General features: G+C 61.3%; 22 protein-coding genes and 1 tRNA gene. 3 read left to right on the top strand and 20 right to left on the bottom strand.

Annotated elements, in window-relative coordinates; translation table 11 throughout:
* The 3 genes from DWX63_RS00005 to DWX63_RS00015 all read right to left on the bottom strand — a co-directional run.
* Positions 1-757, bottom strand: a 757-nt coding sequence (locus DWX63_RS00005; protein WP_147336040.1) for a hypothetical protein, incomplete at its 3' end; no start/stop codon positions are given.
* Between the two features lie 305 nt (positions 758-1,062).
* Positions 1,063-2,949 (bottom strand): DEAD/DEAH box helicase, encoded by a 1,887-nt coding sequence (locus DWX63_RS00010; RefSeq protein ID WP_117842395.1) that lies wholly within the window; start codon positions 2,947-2,949, stop codon positions 1,063-1,065.
* Positions 2,950-3,850: 901 nt separating this feature from the next.
* A complete protein-coding gene (locus tag DWX63_RS00015; protein WP_158559566.1) occupies positions 3,851-4,717 on the bottom strand; it encodes a DUF6273 domain-containing protein in 867 nt (288 codons plus the stop codon).
* 267 nt (positions 4,718-4,984) lie between these two features.
* On the opposite strand from DWX63_RS00015, the gene DWX63_RS00020 reads away from it, so the two are divergent.
* The 3 genes from DWX63_RS00020 to DWX63_RS00030 are packed head-to-tail and all read left to right on the top strand — an operon-like array spanning position 4,985 to position 7,865.
* Positions 4,985-5,899 carry a Dam family site-specific DNA-(adenine-N6)-methyltransferase gene (locus DWX63_RS00020; RefSeq protein ID WP_117842397.1) on the top strand — a complete coding sequence of 305 codons (915 nt, stop codon included), beginning with the start codon at positions 4,985-4,987 and terminating at the stop codon, positions 5,897-5,899.
* A gap of 53 nt (positions 5,900-5,952) precedes the next feature.
* Positions 5,953-6,804 (top strand): site-specific DNA-methyltransferase, encoded by an 852-nt coding sequence (locus DWX63_RS00025; RefSeq protein ID WP_199411041.1) that lies wholly within the window; start codon positions 5,953-5,955, stop codon positions 6,802-6,804.
* Between the two features lie 11 nt (positions 6,805-6,815).
* Positions 6,816-7,865, top strand: a complete 1,050-nt coding sequence (locus DWX63_RS00030; RefSeq protein ID WP_199411042.1) for a DNA cytosine methyltransferase — start codon at positions 6,816-6,818, stop codon at positions 7,863-7,865.
* A 526-nt stretch (positions 7,866-8,391) separates the two neighbouring features.
* Here DWX63_RS00030 and DWX63_RS00035 read toward each other — a convergent pair.
* The 17 genes from DWX63_RS00035 to DWX63_RS00115 all read right to left on the bottom strand — a co-directional run bounded on the left by DWX63_RS00035 (position 8,392) and on the right by DWX63_RS00115 (position 23,306).
* A tRNA-Pro gene (locus DWX63_RS00035) sits at positions 8,392-8,468 on the bottom strand.
* An 80-nt stretch (positions 8,469-8,548) separates the two neighbouring features.
* On the bottom strand, positions 8,549-9,763 hold the full coding sequence (gene coaBC, locus DWX63_RS00040) for a bifunctional phosphopantothenoylcysteine decarboxylase/phosphopantothenate--cysteine ligase CoaBC (RefSeq protein WP_233514427.1): 1,215 nt from the start codon (positions 9,761-9,763) through the stop codon (positions 8,549-8,551).
* Positions 9,764-9,766: 3 nt separating this feature from the next.
* Positions 9,767-10,486 carry a zinc ribbon domain-containing protein gene (locus tag DWX63_RS00045; protein WP_117842399.1) on the bottom strand — a complete coding sequence of 240 codons (720 nt, stop codon included), beginning with the start codon at positions 10,484-10,486 and terminating at the stop codon, positions 9,767-9,769.
* On the bottom strand, positions 10,483-11,292 hold the full coding sequence (locus DWX63_RS00050; protein WP_117842400.1) for a Nif3-like dinuclear metal center hexameric protein: 810 nt from the start codon (positions 11,290-11,292) through the stop codon (positions 10,483-10,485). Before DWX63_RS00050 ends, DWX63_RS00045 begins: the two co-directional genes overlap by 4 nt.
* Entirely contained in the window at positions 11,289-12,467 is a 1,179-nt protein-coding gene (locus tag DWX63_RS00055; protein WP_117842401.1) for a cysteine desulfurase family protein, read from the bottom strand. Before DWX63_RS00055 ends, DWX63_RS00050 begins: the two co-directional genes overlap by 4 nt.
* Positions 12,468-12,473: 6 nt before the next feature.
* Positions 12,474-13,145 carry a ribulose-phosphate 3-epimerase gene (rpe, locus tag DWX63_RS00060; protein WP_117842402.1) on the bottom strand — a complete coding sequence of 224 codons (672 nt, stop codon included), beginning with the start codon at positions 13,143-13,145 and terminating at the stop codon, positions 12,474-12,476.
* A gap of 18 nt (positions 13,146-13,163) precedes the next feature.
* Positions 13,164-14,171, bottom strand: a complete 1,008-nt coding sequence (locus DWX63_RS00065; protein WP_117842403.1) for an NAD(P)H-dependent glycerol-3-phosphate dehydrogenase — start codon at positions 14,169-14,171, stop codon at positions 13,164-13,166.
* A gap of 9 nt (positions 14,172-14,180) precedes the next feature.
* Complete coding sequence (plsY, locus tag DWX63_RS00070; protein WP_117842404.1) at positions 14,181-14,864, bottom strand: glycerol-3-phosphate 1-O-acyltransferase PlsY; 684 nt, start codon at positions 14,862-14,864, stop codon at positions 14,181-14,183.
* Entirely contained in the window at positions 14,857-16,191 is a 1,335-nt protein-coding gene (gene der, locus DWX63_RS00075) for a ribosome biogenesis GTPase Der (RefSeq protein WP_006236029.1), read from the bottom strand. The genes plsY and der overlap by 8 nt, the downstream gene beginning before the upstream one ends.
* 10 nt (positions 16,192-16,201) lie before the next feature.
* Entirely contained in the window at positions 16,202-17,644 is a 1,443-nt protein-coding gene (locus DWX63_RS00080) for a DUF512 domain-containing protein (protein WP_117842405.1), read from the bottom strand.
* 2 nt (positions 17,645-17,646) lie between these two features.
* On the bottom strand, positions 17,647-18,546 hold the full coding sequence (locus tag DWX63_RS00085; protein ID WP_117842406.1) for a 4-hydroxy-3-methylbut-2-enyl diphosphate reductase: 900 nt from the start codon (positions 18,544-18,546) through the stop codon (positions 17,647-17,649).
* A 2-nt stretch (positions 18,547-18,548) separates the two neighbouring features.
* On the bottom strand, positions 18,549-19,277 hold the full coding sequence (locus tag DWX63_RS00090; protein ID WP_117842407.1) for a lysophospholipid acyltransferase family protein: 729 nt from the start codon (positions 19,275-19,277) through the stop codon (positions 18,549-18,551).
* A 3-nt stretch (positions 19,278-19,280) separates the two neighbouring features.
* Entirely contained in the window at positions 19,281-19,967 is a 687-nt protein-coding gene (cmk, locus tag DWX63_RS00095; RefSeq protein ID WP_117842408.1) for a (d)CMP kinase, read from the bottom strand.
* 66 nt (positions 19,968-20,033) lie between these two features.
* Positions 20,034-20,999, bottom strand: coding sequence for a pseudouridine synthase (locus tag DWX63_RS00100; protein WP_370445857.1), 966 nt, complete (start codon positions 20,997-20,999; stop codon positions 20,034-20,036).
* A complete protein-coding gene (scpB, locus tag DWX63_RS00105) occupies positions 20,986-21,714 on the bottom strand; it encodes an SMC-Scp complex subunit ScpB (protein ID WP_117842410.1) in 729 nt (242 codons plus the stop codon). The genes DWX63_RS00100 and scpB overlap by 14 nt, the downstream gene beginning before the upstream one ends.
* 11 nt (positions 21,715-21,725) lie before the next feature.
* On the bottom strand, positions 21,726-22,538 hold the full coding sequence (locus DWX63_RS00110; RefSeq protein ID WP_117842411.1) for a ScpA family protein: 813 nt from the start codon (positions 22,536-22,538) through the stop codon (positions 21,726-21,728).
* A gap of 84 nt (positions 22,539-22,622) precedes the next feature.
* The gene (locus tag DWX63_RS00115) at positions 22,623-23,306 is read right to left on the bottom strand and encodes a site-2 protease family protein (RefSeq protein WP_117842412.1); all 684 of its coding nucleotides are present in this window, start codon (positions 23,304-23,306) and stop codon (positions 22,623-22,625) included.
* Positions 23,307-23,313: the final 7 nt, after the last annotated feature.

Below are 23,313 nucleotides of genomic sequence, written 5' to 3' on the forward strand. Positions count from 1 at the left end.
ACCAATCAGAAAGGTTTTTCGGAAGAGTATCGTCAATCTCGGAGTAGCTGAGCGGGAACAGCTTTTCGGAGGTCGCCGTCACGGCGCAGGGTGGGTTTGGAACTCCACGGTTGTTGAACGAGACCTTGGTGACGGACTTTACCTTGGACTGGAAGTCGGCAGGCATGAGGTTCCATATCTCGCCGGAGTTCATCTTCTTGCGCAACTCGGATCCCTCCCACCCACGGTAGCTGGTATTCTTGGCGTTCATGCGGGATTTAATCCCCGCTGAGGTGGTAAGGAACGTGAGTCCCGCCTTGCCCGAACCGTCGGCCAAGTCATCGTGGTTGATGCCGATGATTCGGTACTCGAGCGTCTGCCCGTTCGTGAGCTTGACCGAGAACTTCGTCCCCGCATCCATGGCTGCCCTAGCTTTCGCGTACGCCGGCGACGCCTCGCCCTTGGCGGCGATGTCCTCGGCCACGGCCTCCTGCTCGCCGAGGCTCCAGTCCTTCGCGTCCTTGGCTGCCGCCGCCTGGACGGTCGCGGAATCGGCTCCCGTGGAGCCGTTGCTCTCCGTGCCTCCATTAGTCCCGCTATTGAGCGTGTTACCCACTAGGTTGAACTGGTTCCGGATGGCCCCGGCCACGCCGGGCCCCGCGAACACGATTACCAGGCCGATGACGGCGATGATCAGTACGCACTCGATGATTGATTGCCCTTGGAAGCGGGTCGTTTCAGGAGCGACCCCCCGAGGCGAAATTGCCGCTGCATGCATTGCGACTCCCCTCGTATGGGGATTGATATTGCATCCAGGAGCGTACGATGCGGTACTGAAAACACGTTTTGTCTTGCCGCCGCGGCAATGGTGGGGATTGAGGGATGACTAAGCGAATCAGTCAGTAAGGGAAAATACTGGAAATCAATCCAGTTGACCGTGGCAAGTGTGTAGCCTGGACGTAAGGATTAGATGGGTCACCACGTTTAGGTTGAGGAAGATGGCTGAAGGAATGGGGATGTGACGTTGTTCGGTCGTAAGGACTGAAAGGGTTTGAGTTGTGAAGTGTGAGGGCCGTGACCCTATCAGGAGTCATCATCGGCCTGCCCGATGCATCTGATGGCACTGAAGTCACCGGGGTTTCTCGCGGGCTCGAAGGCGTACTTCTTTCCGCGCCATACGTAGAAACCGTTCTCGCGAATGGCCTTGAGGTCGGCGGGTTTTATGCAATGGCCGTCGGCTCTCACCTTGAAGGTTGTCCCGCATCCCGAAACCAGCCTCCATGAACCATCTTGTGACCAGTGGTTTGATGTGCAGGTGAAGGATTTCTTGTTCTTGGTGATCTTTAGAGCCTGACCGCATTTGGGGCACAGGCCATAGATATCGGCGAAGGCCTTTTCCTGTTTCTCAAATGCGTTGTCCAGTACTGCCGCCGCCTCACGCTTCGTCAGGTGTTCGACATCGATTGCCTCGGCATCGTCACCAAGCATGCGCCTGATCTGCCCAATCTGGGCGCTGGAGGCGGGCTTGTTGCCCCATTTTTTAACAGATTCAGTGTCCCATAGGGATCTGTCTTGGGAGGGTACGGGATAGTGGTCTAACCAGCGGCGAACTGCGGCCTCGGCTTCAGCCTCATCGTCATATTCACGGACGGTCTTGTTGTTGCCGTTGAAATCGACCATGACGCGGTAAAGGATATCGGGGGCGTGCATGCGAACCGACCAGCCCTTGCCTCGGATGACCTTCGAGCCGTCTGCGCGGCGAATCCAAGCGATATTCTGGCTCGATGATGTGAGGTCGACCTTGCGGACGGAAAGAACCCAGCCCTCGGGAGTGTCCTCGGATGCCTCGATACGGTCGCGTAGACCCGACAGAGGGCCACGGACGGCCTTTTTCTCTTTCTCATCGAGGTCACTCGGGTCGATGCCGATCAGGCTCGGAGCCGTGCAGATATCGTTCTTGTCGGAATCGCCCACGCAGTCTATCAGCAGCAGGTTCTTTTTCCTGTACCCCGTTTCGGGGTCCTCGTAGAGACGCAGGCCGCGCCCGACCATCTGCGTATAGAGGGTTGAGTTTCGCGTCGGCCGGGCTAGTAGAATCGTCTCGATGAGAGGCATGTCAGTGCCTTCGGTGAATACACCGAAATTGATGATGACGGGAATCTTTCGAGCGGTGAAGTCCTCGATAATCTGGCGGCGCTCGTCCATTGGGGTCTTGCCATCGACGACCACCGCGCCATCGATGAGTTCGGCCAACGCGTAAGCATGTTTAACCGACGAGGCGAAGATGAGAGTCTGGCCGCGATGGAATCGGCGGTATGCCTCAGCGACCTGCGCGTTCGATTTCGGGCGATTCACGGCGTCGTTTAGGGCGTTCAGCTGGAAGTCTCCCGCGACGCGCTTCACGCCAGCGGTGGACCATTCGACCTCCACCTGCATGCAGTCGATATCGCAGAGGTACCCGCGGCGGATACCCCAGAGGAGATCGCGCTGGAAGACAATATCCTCGAAGATATCGTCCAATCCCCTACCGTCGCCTCGATTCGGCGTCGCCGTGAAACCGATGTGGAGACGGGGTTGCAGGTAATCGATTATCTTGCGGTAGGTTGGCGCTGAGGCATGATGCGCCTCGTCGGTCACAATGAGGTCGAAATCGCCCGGCTTGAAGTTCCGCTCGAGGCGGGTGCCGCGCGATAGGGTCTGCACCGAACCGGAGACGACTGGCTCGCCATCCGAATGCCTTTCGGCTTTCTCGATTCCCACGGGGCAATCGAAATACTTGACTGGCTGCGCCACCAGCTCGTCCCTATGGGACAGAATCAGCATTCGGCCGTGCCTGTGGATGTTCGCGAAAGTGACGGTCTTGCCCAAGCCGGTTGCCATCTGCACCAGATGGGCGCCGCCGTCTAGGTTGTCGATTATGTCGATACATTCCGCTTGGTAGTCCCTTAATTTCAAACCGCTCGCGGACATGTGGCTCCTATCTCATGGAGGCCTGTGCCGCGGATCCGTGGTATGGGTAATTTGCGTTTATGGATTCGCGGCATATGGCCATGAAGTCCGGCCCCTTGTCCAGGCGACGATCGGTCGCATTGAATTACGGAACCCTACGAGACCCTTTCCCTCTCAGGGTAATCGCTGGCAGGAGACGAAGTCTGCTAAAACCGCCTATATCGACCTCACCTGGGTACTCGGTATCCGAAATGGGTCCCGTCATCCTTTGCGCCTTTCGCCAAGTTTTGAGCACTTGCGGACTCTTTCAGGCCCTTAGTGGCCACGTCCTCCGCGCTCGGCGCTTTCCGATGCTGATCAGGCGTCGGGTCGCGCGGCAGGCAACCGGATGAGTCAAGAATAGCCAGTCGGGCGGTTTTAGGTTGGCTGGAAAGATGCCGCTGCGGCAGGCAAATAGCGTTGTGTTGCGTCTTGAGATAGGTGCTGTCAAGCGGGTGGGGTAAAGTCGGGTCGATAGACGCATAGGTAGGTGGTTATCGAGCGGGTAGATTTTGTGGGGAGTTTGAACGAAATATGGAGACGGTTCGGTAGCGGGGAGGGCGGCGCGTAGCTGGAGCGATGGTTATCTTAGGCTGTGCGATCGGGTTGGGTCGTGCGGGTCGTGATACCTTAGCGATGGTGCAGATAGCGTGGCGGTGTGGCGCAGGTAGCGAGCTACCGCGTAACTAGATTGGCAGGAATGGACAAATAGGCGCGAAATAAGGCTTCTGCTTTGCTGTATGAGGGATGATAACAAGGTGTTTTGCTGCGGGGCACCTTTTGGGGGCGCCCCGTGTGTTTGGCAGAGTGCTTGGGGGCAAAAAAGCCCGCGCGGAATTGTGCAGGCTTTTCAATAGATGCAGATGGATTTAGAAGCACCAAGCTAGAAGCACCAAGCGGGACAGACGCAAAGCAAGCCAGCCGCGCCATCAGTATTCGACGGATTGCCGCTGTAGCCGACACAGAAGTATCTCGTCGTAGAGCTGAACGGACTCACCGAACGCTCCCACCAATGGTAGCCAATCTGCAGGCAGGCATTTTCAGAATGGTTCTCCGTCACCTTGCCCTTGAAAGCCTCATACTGGAAACCCTCGGAGGAAGTCCAGGGATACTCGGCTGCCCAGTAGGAGGTGGGGACGATCTCGGAGTGGCTGAGCAGGAACAGTTTGTCCGAGGTGGCCGTCACGGCGGCATTCTTGTCGGTTCCGCCGACGTTGTTCGTCAGCTTCCTGACCGATTTCACCTTGGACTGGAAGTCGGCGGGCATGAGGTTCCAGATTTCGCCGGAGTTCATCTTCGCGCGGAGTTTGGACTTCTCCCAACCGCCAACGTTGGTTTCTGGTGCGTTCACGCTGGAAGAAATATTCCTCGAGGTGGTGAGGAACGTCAGGCCCGCTTTACCGCTTCCATCGGCCAAATCATCGTGGTCGATGCCGATGATCTTGTACTCAAGCGTCTGCCCGTCCGTCAGCTTCATCGAGAACTTCGTTCCCGTGTCCATCGCGGCCTTCGCCTTGGCGTAGGCGCGCGACGCCTCGCCCTTCGCAGCGATGTCCTCGGCCACGGCCTTCTGCTCGTCGAGCGTCCAGTCCTTGGCATCCTTGGCGACAGCCGCCTGGACTGCTGCGGATACGCCACCCTCTGAGCCTCCGCCCGTAGAGCCGCCGGTCGTCCCGTTGTTGACCGTGTTTCCGACCAGGTTGAACTGGTTTCGGATGGCACCGGAGACCTGCGGTCCCGCGAATACCACCACCAGGCCGATGATTGCGATGATCAGGACGTACTCGATGATGGATTGACCTCGAAGGCGGGCACTCCTAGGAGATACCCCCCCCCCGAGGCGAAAATGCCGCTGCATGCATATGCGGCTCCCTTCGCTCAGGGTTTGCAGATACATCACCGAGCGTAGGACAGGCGTGGCAATCCGCCACGGTCTTGCCGTTGCGGCATTAGTTTATTTAGGAGATCGGACCCATGTAAAAGTCCCAAGACGCAACGACGTCGAGAGGACAGTTCCATGGTTCAGGCCACCGATTCAGAAGTAAAAAATGCAATCGAGAAGGTTCACGTACCGCCTATCAAGACGCAGGGCATCAAGACAAAGCTCGTTCCTTGGATTTCGCAATACGCTTCGCTTGATGCCCAAACGGTTTGGGTCGAGCCGTTTATGGGCTCGGGCGTCGTCGGCTTCAATCTCGCGCCGAAGCGGGCACTGTTCTCGGACACGAACGTCCATATCATCGACTTCTACCGTTCCATCCAGGACGGAGAGCTTACCGCCGCGAGCTGTAGGAAGTTCCTCGAATCCGAAGGCGCCCGCCTGAAATCGAGGGGGGGGGATTACTACTATGAGGTCCGGGACCGCTTCAATGAATCGCATGACCCGTATGATTTCCTCTTCCTCAACAGGTCTTGCTTCAATGGGCTTATGAGGTTCAACCGCCAGCACCGCTACAACGTCCCCTATGGACACAACGACAACCGTTTCTCCAAGGCGTACGTCACGAAGATCGTGAATCAGGTCGAGTACGTCCAAGCAAAGATCACCGAGAATGATTGGGAGTTCCTAGCCATGAGCTACGGGGACGCCATAGATGCCTCGCCTAGCAATTCCCTCATCTATTGCGACCCGCCCTATATAGGCCTCACGAGCACCTATTACGACACCTGGGACGAGGAGAAGGAGAAGGGGCTGCACGATTCACTCATGGAAAGCGGATGCAGGTTCATGGTCTCCTCGTGGGCGCACAACGACTACAGAAGCAATGAACTCATCGGCACGCTTTGGTCGGATTGCCACGTCTCCTACGCAGACCATGCCTATATCGTCAACGGAAAGCACAAGCCCGTGGTCGAGGTGCTGCTGACGAACTATGTAACGGAGTGGCGGGGGGGGGTCGTGTTGCCGGGGAGGCAAGACTACCGAAGGTGAATTCACCTTCGGTAGGTTGGGCGAAACATAGCCCAGCACCGAAAAGGGGTCCCATGGAGACCACTACCGAAAAGGCATCCGATAGCCTGAAAATCGGAATGACAGCCGAAGACACCTTCGAACCTCGGCTTATCAACGGAGACTGCCTCGATTGGCTCAGGACACTCGCCGGCAGCAGCGTGGATCTCATTCTGACCGACCCGCCCTATAACCTTGGGCAATTCATGCGCGACCGTGCTACCAACCTCAAGGCTATGAGGGAAAACTATTTCGGCGCGGCCGGATGGGATGATTCGGATTGCAATCAATGGGCCGAGACTATGAATGGGTTTCTATCTGAAGCTGCCCGCGTCCTGAAACCAGGCGGCTCGTTGGTTGTTTTCATGGCCGTAATCAAGGTGGAGACGTTCGTGCGGCTCGCGCAGGAGAACGGGTTCTACTACAAGACGACGGGGACTTGGCACAAGCTCAACCCGATGCCGCGGAACATGAACCTGCACTTCATTAACTCCACCGAGTCTTGGATCTACTTCACCTACGGTGCTAGGACGGGAACGTTCAACAATTGCGGCCATGCGGTCCATGACTTTTTCGAGACGCCAGTTACCCCCAGAAACGAACGGAGCTATGGGAAACATCCTACGCAGAAACCCGTGGGCCTCATGGAGCAGTTCGTGGGGTTGCTCTCGAATCCGGGAGATCTCGTTCTCGACCCGTTCATGGGAAGCGGCAGCTCAGGCGTCGCCGCGCTTGAGGCAGGACGCAGGTTCTGCGGCATCGAGGTCGATCCATACTATTTCGATATCGCCAGCAAGCGCATGCGAGAAGTGATGGGCAATGACAGGCAACTCAAGTCTCGGCGCGACAGCCATCCCGATGAAGAATCAACGGGAGGCATTCGATAATGAAACCGACTGTGATTGACCTGTTCGCGGGCGTGGGAGGATTCTCCCTCGGCTTCGAGCGGGCTGGATTCGATATCGTCCTCGCGAACGAATACGACAAGTCCATCGCCCACGCATATTCGGAAAACCGGCCGGGTATCCCAATGATCGTCGAGGACATCACAAGGCTCTCCATCGGGGAGACTTTTGACCGCTTTCGGGGCAAGACGACCGTCATCATCGGCGGGCCTCCGTGCCAGGGTTTCTCGCAAAAGGGAAAGCGGAAGAGTGTCAACGACCCCAGAAACTTCCTGTTCCGATATTACTTCGAGGTCGTCGACCGCGTACGCCCGCGATACTTCGTCATCGAGAACGTGCCGAACCTGCTCACCACCGAGCACGGGTATTTCAAGCAGGAAATCATCGAGCTTTTCGGCGGCATAGGCTATGCCCTGAGCTGTGGGATTCTTTGCGCGTCGGACTTCGGGGTTCCGCAGGACAGACGTCGCACCTGCATCATCGGACGGCATGGCGATACCGCCGTGGAGCTCCCGCGTCCCACGAGAACCCGCACAACGGTCTGGGACGCGATCAGCGACCTAGCATATCTTAATTCGGGAGAGGGCGAGGAGGTGCAGGATTATCGGCTCGATGCTCAGTCCGAATACCAGACAAAGTTGCGGCGCGGTTTAGACCGGCTGTACAACCATGTCGCGACAGCCCACTCCAAGGTCACGCTCGAGAGGTTGAGACTGATACCCGCGGAATGCGGCAGGGAAACGCTACCCGAAGAACACCTCACGCGATCTATCTACAGCGGCGCGTGGTGCCGCCTGCGCAAGGACGGCGTATCCAGAACCATCACGACGCGGTACGACACTCCCTCCTCGGGAATGTTCACCCATCCCTATCTCAACAGAGCAATCACGACCCGCGAGGCGGCTCGTATCCAGTCCTTCCCCGATACGTACAGGTTCTACGGAGCCAAGTCGTCCCAGATGAAGCAGGTCGGTAATGCCGTGCCGCCGCTCATGGCAGAGGCGATCGCAAGGCGAATCTTGGAAGACTATCGGAGGAAATGACGAGGCGGGCTATCTCCTGCCCTAGGACTTCAAAGTAATCCAACCCGCTCAGAGTCGATTTGAGGTGGTATGTTCGGGTCAGACGTGTCCAGTATGTGACTTTGCCGAAACGCTCATTATTCGGGTTCTGGGGCGGTTCTTGCGGTGGCGGCTGTGGGTGCGCTCCGCGCAATCATGCCAAAGCTAAAAGATGTCAGATAGTCAAGCCATGTTGCGCCGAATCAAGGGCTTGGCTATAGGCACACGGCGCAACTAGCCGCAGTAGGTAGACGCAGGCAAATGGGTTTCGCGTATGTAGACTAAACAGACGAAATAGATTACATATGCGGAATCAAATCGAATTACCAGATTAACGAAATGTGGAATGACAGTGAAGAGGGGATCCATTAAAATCGAGATTCTACAAAAGCGCAGGTGGAAGGGTGTGTCGTTATTGGCTAAAAAGCAGCCGGTGCTTACCTCGTGCTTACCTTGGTGCTTCCTCATAAAAAAAGGTCAGGCACTAGGTGCCTGACCTGCAAACTTCTGGTCGGGACGACTGGATTCGAACCAGCGACCCCTTGACCCCCAGTCAAGTGCGCTACCAAGCTGCGCCACGTCCCGAAGCTTTTGTTTGTTGCTCTGCTCTCGCTCGCAACAGGGAGTATATTAACCCGAAACTTTGTCCTTGTGCAAGAACTTTTTTACAAATTTTGAAGCAAGTCCAAAATTGTATCTGCGAGCTGGGGTTTTGTTAGCACAGGAAGTTCTTGGGTGCCCGTTGTGCTCACAATCCAGGCCTTGTTCGTGTCGGTTCCAAAGCCCGAATCGGCGCGCGAAACATCGTTGGCGATAATGGCATCGCAACCCTTGCGCGCGAGTTTGCGCTGCGCGTACTCCACGACGTTATCGGTCTCGGCCGCAAAGCCGATCACGCACCGCTCTCCCTTTTGGCGCGAGAGCTCGGCCAAGATATCGACCGTCTCGACCAGTTCGATGCGATCCAGGCGTTCGTTGGCCTTTTTGAGCTTATGGTCCGCAGGGGCCGCGGGGGTGTAGTCGGCGACAGCGGCCGCGCAAATGGCCGCATCGGCCGTCTGGAAGGCGCTCAGCGCCGCCTGCAGCATCTCTGCGGCGGTCTGCACGCTTACGCACGCCACGCCGCGGGGAACGTCGAGCGATGTCGGTCCCAGTACGAGTGTGACGGCGGCGCCGCGGCGAGCAGCCTCCCCCGCCAGAGCGATGCCCATCTTGCCCGACGACCGGTTGCCGATGAATCGCACCGGGTCGATCGGCTCGTGCGTAGGACCGGCGGTGATCACGATGCGCTTGCCCGCCAGGTCTTGCGGCACGGGATTGAGCACCCTGCAGACAGCCTCAACGATGTCCTCGGGCTCGCTCATGCGTCCCGTGTCCACGTCGCCGCATGCAAGGTAGCCGCTGCTCGGACCCACCACGTGAACGCCGCGGTCGCGCAACGTGGCCATGTTGGCCTGCGTCGCCGGCGCCTTCCACATGCCATTGTTCATGGCCGGCGCGATCACGACGTGCCGCGGCGTCGCAAGCAGCGTGGTGGAGATGAGGTCGTCGGCGATGCCGTTGGCCATCTTGGCGATGATATTGGCCGTCGCGGGCGCCACGACGATAAGATCGGGCTCCTGCGCCAGTGAAATGTGATGGATGGGGTCGGAGGGGTCGTCGAACAGGCCCACGGCGACCGGCTCGTTGGTGAGCGCGCGGAAGGTGAGCGGACCCACAAACTCGGTGGCGTGCTCGCTCATAACGACCTTGACGTGCGCGCCGCGTTTTTGCAGCAGACGCACGATATTGCACGACTTATAGGCGGCGATCCCGCCGGTAATACCCAGCAGGATCGTTTTTCCCTCAAGTTGCATTGAATTGTTGGATGCCGCCGTCATCATTTAGGCTTCCTTGCTGGGGAGCACCAGCAGGCGGTGGCAGTACGGGCAGTGCGTAATCTCGCTACCGTCGTGGTTGAGGTCGCTCATGGACGATGCCTGCAGCGCGGTGTGGCAGACCGTGGGGATGTTACCCTGGATGGTCTCGACGGCCAAGCCGCGGAACTGTTTGAGCAGACGCTCGTAATCGGTGAGCACATCGGTCGGCAGCGTAGCGGCAAGGGCGGTGCGTTCCTTGGTGGCAGCGTCAATCTGGGTCTGCAGGTCGGCGGCCTTGGCGCGGGCGGCCTTGGTATCGGCCTTCACACCCTCCTCGAACTTGGCGATGATGGCCTGCGCGCGAGCCTCGCGGTCGAGCGCTTCCTTATGGGCGACGACGACGTCCTTGCGGGTGTGCTCGATCTTGTCCAGGCGCTTGGCCAGGGTGGCAAGCTCGTTCTCCAGGTCCTGCACCTCGCGGTAGTCGGAACCGTCGACGTGACGCTTCTTGGCGGCCTCGATGGCGTTATTGGTTTGGATCTCGGTAGTGTTGAGATCGTCGAGCTCAATGTCCAGATCCTTGCGCTGAGCGTAGAGCTTGGTCATCTCGGACTTGAGCTTCACATAGGTCTTGCGTTTGGAAGCGAGCTCCTTGAGCTCCGGCATATTGGCAAGTTCGCTCTTGTTGCGGGCGAGCTCCAAATCGATCTGTTGCAGCTTGAGTAGCGTAGCGCCGGCGCTCATAAGTTCTCTCCTTTTGTCACAGTCCACCATTGGCAAGGGTTCAGTATTTTAATCGTATGACGGGGGTCGACCCCGGCGTCAACTGCAGAGTTCATCAATATATCCACGAACGGCTCTTCGGAGCGGTCGTGGCCGAGTAGTATCACGCCCAGGCCACGCAAGGCAAGGTCCTGCGCCACGTGGTAGCCAGCTTCTCCAGTCACAATAACATCTGCGCCTGCGGCGATGGCAAGCTCACCAAAATCGCCGAGGGAGCCGCCCAGAATGGCAACGGTGCGGCACGGGTGCTCGGCTTCGCCCCATACGCGCGGGTCACTGCCATAGGTCGTGGCGGCACGATTGGCGAGATCGCGCAGGTTGCAGGCGTCATGGAGGGTCGCATGTGCGCCCAGACCGGTGAGCTCAGGCTCGTCCACATGCTCCAGCGAGCTCATGGGCTCTGCGCCCAGCAAATCGCTCAGGCGAACGCGCGCTTCGTGCGAGCGGTCCAGGTTGGTGTGAAGCGAGATGATGCTCACGCCGCAACGAGCCGCTTCGTACAGCGCAGCGCTGCACTGGGGACGTGCGGAATCGGCCGGACAAAAGGCCTCGGGCGCCTTGATATAGATGGGATGATGAGTCAGCAGCACGTTGGCGCCCGCCTCGAGAGCGCGGTGCACGTTGGCCTCGGTCGCGTCGAGTGCGCAGGCAACACCGGTGATCTTTGCAGCGGGATCTCCCACAGATAGCCCAACATGATCCCAGCCCTCGGCGTCCGCCTTGGGGTAGCGCGCCAGCAGCGCACGTTCAAGCTCGGAGACGATCATGCGGCACCTACGATCGAGAGCAGCGCACTTGCAAAGTCGTCCAGATCGCTCGGATCCACGCGGTCATCGAAGGAAATGCGCAGTGCGCCCAGTGCCTGCTCGCGACCAATGCCCATGGCGCTGAGCACGTGGCTCGGGTCCATGTTGCCGCTCGAGCAGGCCGATCCGGCTGAAACCTCAAAGCCGGCGGCGTCGAGCTTGATGATGAGCTCCTCAGAGTCCATGCCGTCGACGTAGATCGAAACCATACCCGGCAGACGATCGGCCTGCGCGTAGTCGCCTATCGTGGCGTGAATGCGCGGATGGGCTGTAAGCGTGGCGTAGAGCTTATCGGACAGGGCCTGTAGCGTCGCGCGCTCGCGGTCCACATTCGGCAGCAACACAGAAGCGGCAGCGGCAAAAGCCAGCTGCGTGCGCAGATCCTGCGTACCGGCGCGACGGCCGGCTTCCTGGCCGCCGCCAAAGATGCGGGGGCGCAGCGGCGTGCGGTTCTTAACGTAGAGCGCGCCGGACGCCACAGGGCCGCCGATCTTATGCGCGGCAACGGTCATGGCGTCGACGCCCAGCTCGGTGACATCGAGCGGAATATGTAAGTAGCCCTGGATGGCATCGGTATGAAACAAGGCGCCAACGGTATGCGCGGCAGCGGCCAGCTCTCGGATGGGCTGCACCACGCCGGTCTCGTTGTTGGCGACCATAATGCTCACGAGCGCTACGTCGTCGCCCAACAAGTCGCTCAGCGCAGCGGGCTCTATGTAGCCCGCGCGGCAGGGCTGCACCAGGTCGACGGTAAAGCCGGCGGCACGCAGCAGCGGCAGGTTGTCCAGAATCGAATCGTGCTCGATGGCAGATACGATCACGCGGTTACGCTTGCGATCGCGCTGACGAGCGCCCTCGGCAAGACCGAGCAGCGCCAGCTGGTTGGCTTCGGTGCCGCCGTTGGTCAGAACAATCTCGGACGGGCGGACGCGCGCACCAAAGCTGCGGGCAATCTCGCGACGTGCCACTTCTAGGCGCGCAGCGGCCTTGCGGCCAAGCGAATGCAGCGAGTTGGGGTTGACGCCGGCAAGCTCGCTGTCGTCGTACTCGCGCTGCGCAAGGAGCGCCTCGGCGCGCATGGGCGTCGAGGCGGCATAGTCAAGATTCACGGGTATGCGGTTTTGACCTGCAGTCATAAGGGATTATGCCTCCTGTGCGGCCTCGTTGCCCAGCTTCTGCAGCAGCGCAACCTCGGCAGCGGGATCTTCGGACTTAAATACGGCAGAACCGGCCACGAGCACGTTGGCGCCGGCCTTGACGACATCGGCAATGTTCTTGGAAGAGATGCCGCCGTCGACCTCGATGAGGGGCGAAACGTCGTGACGCTCGCACATGGCCTTGAGCTCGTGCAGTTTGGCAATGGTACCGGGAATAAAGCTCTGGCCGCCAAAGCCGGGGTTCACGCTCATGAGCAGCACCATGTCGACGACGTCGATGATGCTCTCGAGCACGCAGACGGGCGTTGCGGGGTTGAGCACCACGCCGGCCTTGACGCCGCGCTGTTGCAGGTGCGTGAGCGTGCGGTGCAGGTGCGTAGAGGCCTCGTAGTGCACGGTGATCATATCGGCGCCGGCATCGGCATACCAATCGACCGTCTCGTCGGGGTTCGTCACCATGAGGTGCGCGTCGACCGGTACATCGGTGGAGCGCTTGACGGCCTTAAGGATGTCAACGCCAAAGGTGAGGTTGCCGGTAAAGTGACCGTCCATAACGTCGAAGTGCACGTAGTCGGCACCGGCGATCTTATCGAGTTCGCCCTTGAGGTTGGCCATGTCGGCCGAGAGGACGGACGGAGCAATTTTGATGGAACCCATGGTAGAAGCCTTTCTGCGCTAGTCGGTGAGTCCGTAGAACTCTTGGGAGGGTACGCGATCGGTAAGAATCTCGAGCGCCCTATCCAAAGTAACACCGTTGTAGAGCGTTTGCTCCACGGCAAAGGTGAGCGGAATGTCTACGCCCAGTGAACGGGCGAGCTCGCTCACGCTGCGGGCGGCGACGGCGCCCTCGACCACCATATGCGTGCGCGCCTGGTACTCGTCGAGCGACACGCCGTGGGCAAACTCGTAGCCAAAGGTGCGGTTGCGCGAATGCTCCGAGGTACAGGTGGCGATAAGATCACCCATGCCGGCAAGACCCATGCAGGTCATGGCCTGACCGCCGCGGGCGTGTACCAGGCGGCTGATCTCGGCTAGACCACGCGTCATGATGAGGGCGAGCGTGTTGTCGCCCGCGCCGGAGCCGGCTGAAATGCCGCACACGATGGCGATGACGTTTTTCATGGCTCCGCAAACCTCGACGCCGGTCATGTCCTGCGACAGGTAGATGCGGAAGGCCGTGGATAGGAGCAGGTCCTTAAAGGTCTCCCCAATCTGCGGTTCTTCGCTGGCGATGACGGCGGCAGAAAGCCCGCCGCAGCAGATCTCCTCGGCATGGTTGGGGCCGGAGAGCGCCGCCACGCGTGCCTCGTTGCCGATCTCGCTGGCAATGACCTCGCTCATGAGCAGGCCGGACTCGGGCTCAATGCCCTTGGTGAGGCAGAGCACCGGGGTGTCGGTGGCGATACAAGGTGCCGCCTGATGGCATACGCTGCGCAGGTGCGTGGAGGGCACGGCAAAGATGATGGCATCGGCGCCGTCGAGCGCCTGGGCTAGATCCGTCGTGGCGACGACGTTTTCCGGCAGCACGTAATCCACTAGATAGCGGGGATTACGGTGCTCGCCGTTAATGCCGGCGGCCGTCTGCTCGCTATGGGCCCACATGGTCACGCGCTCGGCTCGAGCGGCGGCAAGGCCAGCGACGGCGGTTCCCCAGGAGCCGGAGCCAATCAGCGCAACATTCATGACTCTCTCCTACTTATCGTCGGGCTCGGTGACGCGCTTGGTAAACGAGAGTTTGGACTCCTTGCCCGTCATGAGCTTTTTGATGTTCGCGCGATGGGCCCACACCACGGTGATGCCGATCATCGCCATGCAGAACTTTAGTCCCAGGCTGCCGTACGGAAAGACCGCGCAGACGGCGATGGGAAGACCGATGGCCGCGGCAAGCGAGCCTACCGACACAAACTTGGTGATGGCGACGGCCACGATAAACATGCCCAGCAGCGAAAGCCCGATGGGCCAGTACCAGGCGAGGATGACGCCCAAGCCCACGGCGATACCCTTGCCGCCATGGAAGATGAGGTAGGGCGAGAAGATGTGGCCCCACACCGCAGCCAGGCAGATGACGCCGAGCATCCAGTCGCCGGCGGCGCCGGGGGCCATAATGCTCGGCGGAAAACCATAGCCCACGCTCGCGATGAGCGGACGGGCGATGACAACGCAGATGGCGCCCTTAAGGCAGTCGAGCAGCAGCGTGAGCGCGGCCACCTTGGGACCGGCCACACGTAGCGCGTTGGTGGTGCCGATGTTGCCGGAGCCCGCCTTGCGAATGTCCGTGTGGTTGAACACGCGGCCCAAGATCAGGCCAAACGGAATCGCTCCGATAAAGAACGATACCACGGCGCAGATGGCGGTCAGCAGAATCGGATTATGCATCCTTTTGCTCCTTCTTCCTAAAGAAGAGTCGAATGGGTGTGCCGGCAAAGTCGAAGGTCGAGCGCATGCGGTTCTCCACGTAGCGCTGGTAGGTGTCGTTGACCAGGTCGCTGTGGTTGACGAAGAATGTGAACGTCGGCGGGTTGACGCCCGTCTGGGTCACGTAGTGCATGCGCAGGCGGCGCTTGCCGTCCACCACGGTATGACCGAACTCGCGCAGGTCGGTGAGGAACGTGTTGAGGCGTGAGGTGCTAATCTTCTGCGAGCGCGTCTTCTCGGCCGCGTCGACCATTGCCCAAATCTTCTCGACGCTGCGGCCGGTCAGGGCCGAAATGCGCAGATACTGGGCCCAGGGAGCCATGACGCCCAGACGGCGGTCGATGGTCTCCATGCAGGCCTCGCGCTTGCGGTCGTCGTCGAGCAGGTCCCACTTGTTGAGCAGCACCACGATGGCGCAGCCGCGCTCGATGGCCAAGCCCATGACCTTCTGATCCTGCTCGGTGACGCCCACTGAGGCGTCGACGACAAGCAGCGCCACGTCGGCGCGGTCGATGGCGCGCAGGCCGCGGACCATGGAGTAGTACTCGATGTTTTCGTACACGGTGCTCTTCTTGCGAATGCCCGCGGTGTCGACCATGCGGTAGTGCTTACCGTTGCGCTCCACGACTGTGTCGATGGCGTCGCGCGTCGTGCCGGCAATGTTGGACACGATAGAACGGTCGGCGCCCAGGATGCGGTTGAACAGCGACGACTTACCGGCATTGGGGCGGCCGATGATGGCGACGTTCAGCGCGTCGGGGAACTCATCGGCGACCTCGTCCTCTTCCTCCGGAAGCAGGGCCACGATGTCATCGAGCAGGTCGCCCGTGCCGTGGCCATGCAGGGCCGAGAGCGGCGTGGGCTCGCCGATGCCGAGCGAATAGAACTCCCAGATGCTGTCGTTTTCGCGATCGGGGTTGTCGAGCTTGTTCACCAGCAGAAAGACCGGCTTGTCGCAGCGCTTGAGCATGCGGGCGACCGACTCGTCCTCCTCGGTGACGCCGGTGCGGCCATCGACCACAAACAGGATGACGGCGGCTTCCTCGGCGGCGGCGAGCGCCTGGTCGCGGATGGACGTGGCAAAGACGTCGTCGCTCTTGAGCGGCTCGATACCGCCCGTGTCGACGATGGTGAACTCGCGGCCGTTCCAATCGGCCGTGTGGTACGAGCGGTCGCGCGTGACGCCGCGGGACTCGTGGACGATGGCGTCCGAGGTCTGGGCCAGGCGGTTAACGAGCGTGGACTTGCCCACGTTGGGGCGTCCGACGACGGCGACGATAGGTTTCATCTGCTCTCCTTTAATGGGTAGGGTCAGTGGAATTAGTAGAGTCGGCGGGCACAATGCCAAGGATGTGCTCCAGGGTATCGAGCAGCTCATGCGGCATGGTCGATACCACATGAACCTCGGCGCCGCGACTGGTAAGGCTTGCGAGTAAATCGTCACGATGATACTCGTCAAGCGTCATGCCGTCAGCGTTGAACATGAGCTTAGGCACAAAGAGCATAACCCCCGAGAGGTCCTGGGGCAGCTGCTCCAGAATATCGCAGGCGACGATGAGGCCGGTCACGTCCACGTTGCCGCCAAAGTAGCGGTTCTTGATGGCTGTGACGGTGCCGGCGAGACCATGCGGCGACTCCACAAAGCGCGCCACGGTGTCGCGCGCGCTGGCGCCGGAGAGGCACAGAAGGCGCTGATTGCGCTCGGCGATGCCAGCGCGGACGCGGGCCAGACGCTCGGCGTCGGCGGCAAGCACGTCGTCGGTCTCATCCAGATACGAGCGGATCATGCCGATGCCGTCGTAGTACTGCGGGTAACCGTCGTAAAAGTCCGCCTCGGGAGGATCGATGCCGGCGTCCAGATAGAATTCGTCGCTCATCTGGAAGGTGTGGCGGCCAAAGCGCTCATAGGCGCGGTCCTGGAACGGTCGGATCATGGCAATGGTCTCGCGCGCCAGCTCGGGTTTGTCGCTGTAGGACCAGCTAAAGCGGTTTTGGTGCTTGGTAAAACCGAGCGGCACAATGCCCAGGCTGGTGATCTGCTCATGTTCCTCGCAGTAGCGCAGGGTCTTTTCCAGCTCCTCGCCGTCGTTCATGCCGGGGCACAACACGATCTGCGCGTGAATCTCGATGCCGGCGGCCATGATGGCCTCGAGTACGTCCATGCCGCGCTGGGCGTTGCGGCCCATCATGCGGCGGCGGACATCGGGGCTCACGGCGTGGACCGACACGTTCATGGGGCTCATGTTGCGTTGGATGACGTTTTGAACATCTTCGTCGGAGAGGTTCGTGAGCGTGACAAAGTTGCCCTGTAAAAAGCTCAGGCGATAGTCGTCGTCGCGAATGTAGAGCGTGGAGCGGCCGCCCTTGGGCAGCATCGTCATAAAGCAGAATACGCAGGCGTTGACGCAGGTACGCATGCCGTCGAAGATGGGGCCATCGAACTCCAAGCCCCAGTCCTCGCCGGGAAAGCGGTCGAGCTCGACGGGGGTGACGGTGCCGTCGCGCGGGTCGAATACCTCCAGCTCGACGGTATCATCGTCGGCCTCCCAGAGCCACACAATCATGTCGGTAAGCTGCTCACCGTTGACCGTGAGCACGCGCATGCCCGGCTCGATACCCACATCCCACGCGGGCGATTCGGGACGCACGTTCTTGACGAGCGCGCCCTCACCCGGCTCGGGGTCGCGGCTGCGCCCGTAATCGGCCACCTCGGCGGCGTATGCGGGTACGGTCTGGTCCATGGTTAGCGGCAAAGCTCCTTGATGCGCTCGACGGCGCGTTCGATGTGTTCTTGCGGGGTGGAGGCTCCGGCGGTGATGCCGATGTGGTGAGCTTCGGTAAACCACGCGGCCTGGAGCTCAGAAGCTTCCTCGATGTGATACGTGCGCTCGCAGGCGTCTGCGCAAATCTGCGCCAGGCGGCGGGTGTTGCCTGAGTTCTTGCCGCCCACCACGACCATGCAGTCGCAGCGGTTAGCAAGTGTGGCTGCTGCTCGTTGACGCTCACTCGTGGCAGCGCAGATGGTGTTGATCACACGTAGCTCCTGCACGCGCGGGGTGATAGCTGCCACGACCTCGGCGAGGTTCTGTGCGGTCTGAGTGGTCTGCACGACGAGGCCTACCTTGCCCTTGAGCGGTAGTGCGTCCGCATCGGCGGCGCAACTCACGACTTGAGCGTCATCACCAGCGTGGCCCAGAATGCCCTCGACCTCGGGGTGGCCCGGCTCGCCCACGACGATCACGCGGTAGCCTTCGCGCACCAGGCGCTCGGCCGCCACATGGACCTTCTTCACGTAGGGGCAGGTGGCGTCGACCACGGTAAGGTCGCGCTTGCGGGCAGCATCGATCACCTGCGGCACCACGCCGTGGGCGCGGATGATCACGGTGCCCGACGCGGCATCGTCCAGGGTATCGGCCAGACCAACGCCTGCCTCGGCGAGCTCGCGTACTACGATGGGGTTATGGATGAGCGGACCCAGCGTGTGGACCTGAGCGCTCTCCCCTGCCTGCGGCGCGGCGGCCAATGCCATGTCGAGCGCGCGCTGCACGCCGTAGCAGGTGCCGGCGTGAGCTGCAATCTCGATGGTGGGCGCGGTGGCTTGGTCGGACGCAGTCGCGGCGGTGTTCGTCACGTTCTCGCTCATGGCTAGAACCTGCCCGGATGCTCGGCGCACAGCTCGTCGCGCATGGCGTATACGCGGCTCATAGCCTCGGACTCAAACCAGGCCAAGCGCTCCGTACGCTTAAGCCCGGCCGGTGCATCGGAAAGCGAGACGGCTTTGCCGGCACGAATCCAGCACTTCTTGGGACGCATGAGCTTTTTGCCCGCGGGCGTGATATCAGACCAGCCGCAGATGGCGAGCGGGTTGACGGGCGCCTTGCCCATCTGAGCGATGAGCGCAAAACCGCCGTGGACCTCGGGCTTGATCTCGCGCGAGCGGATGCGCGTGCCCTCGGGGAAGATCAGGACGTCCTCGCCGCGCTGCAGCGCATGCTGGGCGGCGCGCAGGCACTTCATGTCGGCGGTGCCACGCTCGACAGGAATGCCGCCCACGCGGCTAAAGGCCCAGCGTACGATCTTGCTCTTGGCGAATTCGGATTTAAAGATGGGACGCACGCGGCGGCCGCCAAAGTACAGCGCCGTCTCCACGGCCAGCACCTCGGCCATCGAGGTGTGGTTGCAGATGACCACGCTGCCGCGGCCTTCCTGGCGCTCAAACAGCAGGTCAGCGTCCTCGACCTTCCAACGCCACATGAGCTTGGAGAAGGCCCACAGGATGCCCATGACCACGGCGACGATGCCGCGGATGAGCGCCGGGAACTCGACATAGGGGGCGTTGTAGTAATCCTCGGGCGTCTGCTTAAACAGGCGCATGGGCTACCTCCTTTGGTTGATGAGGCCCTCGATAATGCGTACGACCTCGTCGATGGTGTGGGCGGTGGAGTCGACGTGCACGGCGTCCTCGGCTGGCACGAGCGGCGCGACCTCGCGGCTGCTGTCGAGCTTGTCGCGCTGTTTGAGGGCGTCGAGGGTCTCGTCTACCTCGGCCTCGAGTTGCTCGGAGGTGAGCGGCTGGGCATCGTTTTGGTGACGCTGCAGCACGCGGCGGCGGGCACGCTCGCGCGGGTCGGCGGTCAGAAAGACCTTGACCTGTGCGTTGGGGAACACGACGGTGCCGATGTCGCGACCCTCGGCCACGATATCGCGATCCTCGGCGGCGCGGCGCTGATGGATGAGCATGGCGGCGCGCACGCCCGGGTAGGCCGAGACCTTGGACACGTTGGCGTCGACCTGCGGGGTGCGAATGGCAGCCGAGGCATCCTGGCCATCAATGGTCAGGCGTGTGTCTTCGCCAGTGCCGTTGGTAAAGCGGATTTCGATCTGCTCGGCGAGGGCATCGATGGCGGCCTCGTCGTCCAGATCGATGCCGCGGTCGAGCGCGGCGAAGGTGACGGCGCGATACATGGCGCCCGTGTCGAGCTTGTTAAAGCCCAGCTGGCGGGCGATCTCCTTGGCGATGGTGGACTTGCCGGAACCGGCGGGGCCGTCGATGGCGACGATCATGCAATGCTTCCTTTCGATGGTTGACGTGCTGGTATGGTTCGTGGGCGCTGGGGCACGGCGGGTTGCCTAGCCCGTGTAGCGCTCGCGGTAGGTGTTGCGCTTGGGTGCGGAGCCGTGGCTGCCGTGGTGACGCGTGCGGCTGGCGGGCGTATCTTGGGGCTTGCCGCCGTTGCGCTTGGCGCTCGCCTGCTTGGGCGGGATGCCGCCGGCCTTGAGGATCTGCACCTCGCGGTCGGTGAGCTCGCGCCACGAGCCCTTGGCCACGTCCTCGAGCTCAAGGCCGGCAAAGTTGCAGCGGTGCAGGCGGATCACAGGATGGTGAATCTTGCCCAGCATGCGCTTGACCTGGTTCTTGCGGCCTTCTCGGATGATGACCTCCACGGCGGTGGTGCCGGGCTTGATGCCTTGCGGAGCCACGGCTTCGGCCTCGCGCGCGTTAATGACACGGCAGATTGCCGGCTGGCACAGGCCGTCGTCGAGCTCGATGCCACGGCGGAGCGGCGTGAGATCGCGGTCGGTCAGCTGCCCGTCCACGAGTGCCTGGTAGGTCTTGTAGACGTGCTTGCTGGGGTGCAGCAGATCCTGCGACAGGTCGCCGTCGGTGGTAAAGAGCAAAAGGCCTGTGGTGTCGCGGTCCAGGCGGCCCACCGGAAACAGGCCCGGAAATCGGTCGCGGGGGACCAGATCGGCCACGCAAGGGCGCTCCTGCGGGTCGCTCATGGTAGTGAGGTAGTCGGTCGGCTTGTAGAGCATCAGGTACACGGCGCCCTGGTTGAGCTTGACAGGCATGCCGTCGACCTCGATGTGATCGCGTTCGACGTCGACCTTGGTGCCCAGCTCGGTCGCGACCTCGCCGTTGACGGTCACGCGGCCGGCGGTCATTAGGTCCTCCGAGCCACGGCGGCTCGCCACGCCCGCGCGCGCCAAAAAGCGCTGCAGGCGCATGGTGTGCGGATAGACGGGCTGTGCGTCGGTTGCGGGTACTGCGTTGCCCATGGCGCGCGTCTCCCCTACTTCGTTAGTCCTCGTCATGCAAATCCTCCGAGGTCTCGTCGACGACCAGGGTTTCCAAGTCCTCGACTGCCTCAACATCTTCAACATCGGTATCGAGCAGATCGCGCTCTTCGTCCAGGTCCTCGGCCTGCTCCTCGAGCGTGGACTGAATGCTTCGGCCGCTCAGGCGCTCGCGGATAAACTGACGCGACTGCTCGTCGGGGGCAAACTGCTCCAGGTCGGGCAGGTCGCGGGTGGAGCGCAGGCCGAACTTCTCCAAAAAGGCGTTGGTCGTGCCGTAAATGATGGCCTGACCGCGCTGGGGGTCGCGTCCGAGCTCGCGCACCAGACCTTTGTCCACGAGCGACGCGATGACGCCGTCAGAATTGACGCCGCGGATGCCTTTGACCACCTCGCGCGTCACGGGCTGGTGGTATGCGATGACGGCCAGTGTTTCGAGCGCCGCCTGCGACAGCTTTTGCGTGTCCCAGCTCAGCACATAGGCCTCGACCACGTCGTGGTAGGCGGGATGCGTAAACAGGCGCCACCCGCCGGCGACCTCGCGCAGCTGAAAGCCACGGTTGGCCTCCTCGTACTCAACCTTGAGCTCGGCGAGCAGCGATGCGCACTCGCCGGGGGCGATATCCAGTGCGCCGGCGAGCGCGGGCGCACTCACCGGGTCGCTCGACACCAGCAGCAGAGCCTCAAGGGCGCCTTTGATGCTGTTTGCCTCCAGCGTGGAAAGGGTTGACATGGTTGCGGCTCCTATTCGGTGAGCTCGGGGCCCTCGCCGGGCACGTATGCCTCGGCGCCCTCGACGCGGTTGATGCAGATGGTTCCGAAGATCTCGTCCTGGCTCAGCGTGAGCGAGCCGCGCTTGGCAAGCTCGAGCATGGCCAGGAAGGTGACGACGAGCTGCTCGGTGGTGGCGTCGCCGTCCAACAGCTCGCGGAAGGTGCAGGTTTGGTGCGCCATGGTAAAGCGGTCGACTGAGGCCACGGTCAGGTCGAGCGGCACGCGATGCGGCGCCACGTGCTCGGCCTCCAGCAAGAAGGTCTGGCGCTTGCCGTCCAGGTCGGCACAGATAACGGCCAGGCCGCGCAGGGTGATGCCAGCCAGATAGTCGGGCATGAGCCCTAGGAACTCGGGGTCGGGGCCGGCCACACGCGGATGCATACGGCTTTCGGCCTGCATGCGGGCACCGAGGGCCGCAGCCGCGCCTTTAAACTGCTTGTAGGCAATCAGGCGCTGGATCAGGACCTCGCGCAAGGCGTCGCCGTCGAGCGCGCTGAGTTCCTCGAGGTCTTCGTCGAACTCGTCATCGTCGTCATCAATTTTACGCGGGGCCTCCTGCGGCACCAGAGAGGCGGCCTTGATGTCCAGAAGGGTTGCCGCGACCAGCAGAAAGTCGCTCGCCACGTCCAGGTCCAGCGCCTCGATGCGCTCAGCCTCGGCAAGGTATTGCTCGGCCACCTCGCTGATGGAGATGGCGCCGATATCTACTTTTTGGCGGGTTACCAGCTGCAGCAGCAGGTCGAACGGTCCGCTGTAGACCTGAGTCGACACGCGATACGACATCTTCGACCTCCTTTGACGGCGCCTTCGCGGCGCGGTTTGGGTGCATGTTGCGACCGTTTTGCGCGGTCGACCTGTAAGTTTACCTTAGATGCCGGCGATTGCGAAGTTGAGCAGCCACTCGGCCAGCGGATACACGGTAACGTCGAAATAGCGGCCGATCACATCAATGCCAGTCCACATGGGCAGCAGGTACAGCACGATGATGAGGATGGGCATGGCGTATTGCTGCAGGTGGTAGTAGTTGTTGAGCGCCTTGCCTTTGAGGAACGGCACGATGATCGACGAGCCATCGAGCGGCGGGATCGGGATGAGGTTGAAGAATGCGAGTGACAGGTTAACCACGATAAACGTGGCGCCGAAGTTCATGATCTGTGACGCCAGGGCAAAGGAGATGCCGGTGTAGAGGTTGCCGTACGCCACGTGCATGAGTGCCGCGGCAAGGCACGCGAGTGCGATGTTCGACGCGGGGCCGGCCGCGCTCACCAGGACCTCGTCGCGCTTGGGGTGCTTGAGGTTGTTGAGGTAGACGGGCACGGGTTTGGCGAAGGCGAACACCGGGCCGCCGGCCGCGAGCATGAGCAGCGGCAGGATGATGGTGCCAAACGGGTCGATATGGTTAAGCGGGTTGAGTGACACGCGGCCGCGCGAACGGGCCGTCTTGTCGCCGAGCGCCCAGGCCGCGGCGGCGTGTGCGCTCTCGTGGATCACGATGCCCACGATGACGGCGACGGCGCTGGCGAGCAGGTTCATGAGGTAGCTGCTGGACATAGCGCTC

Origin of the sequence: Collinsella sp. AF20-14LB, from assembly GCF_003459505.1 — a bacterium.
Taxonomy (GTDB): Bacteria; Actinomycetota; Coriobacteriia; order Coriobacteriales; family Coriobacteriaceae; genus Collinsella.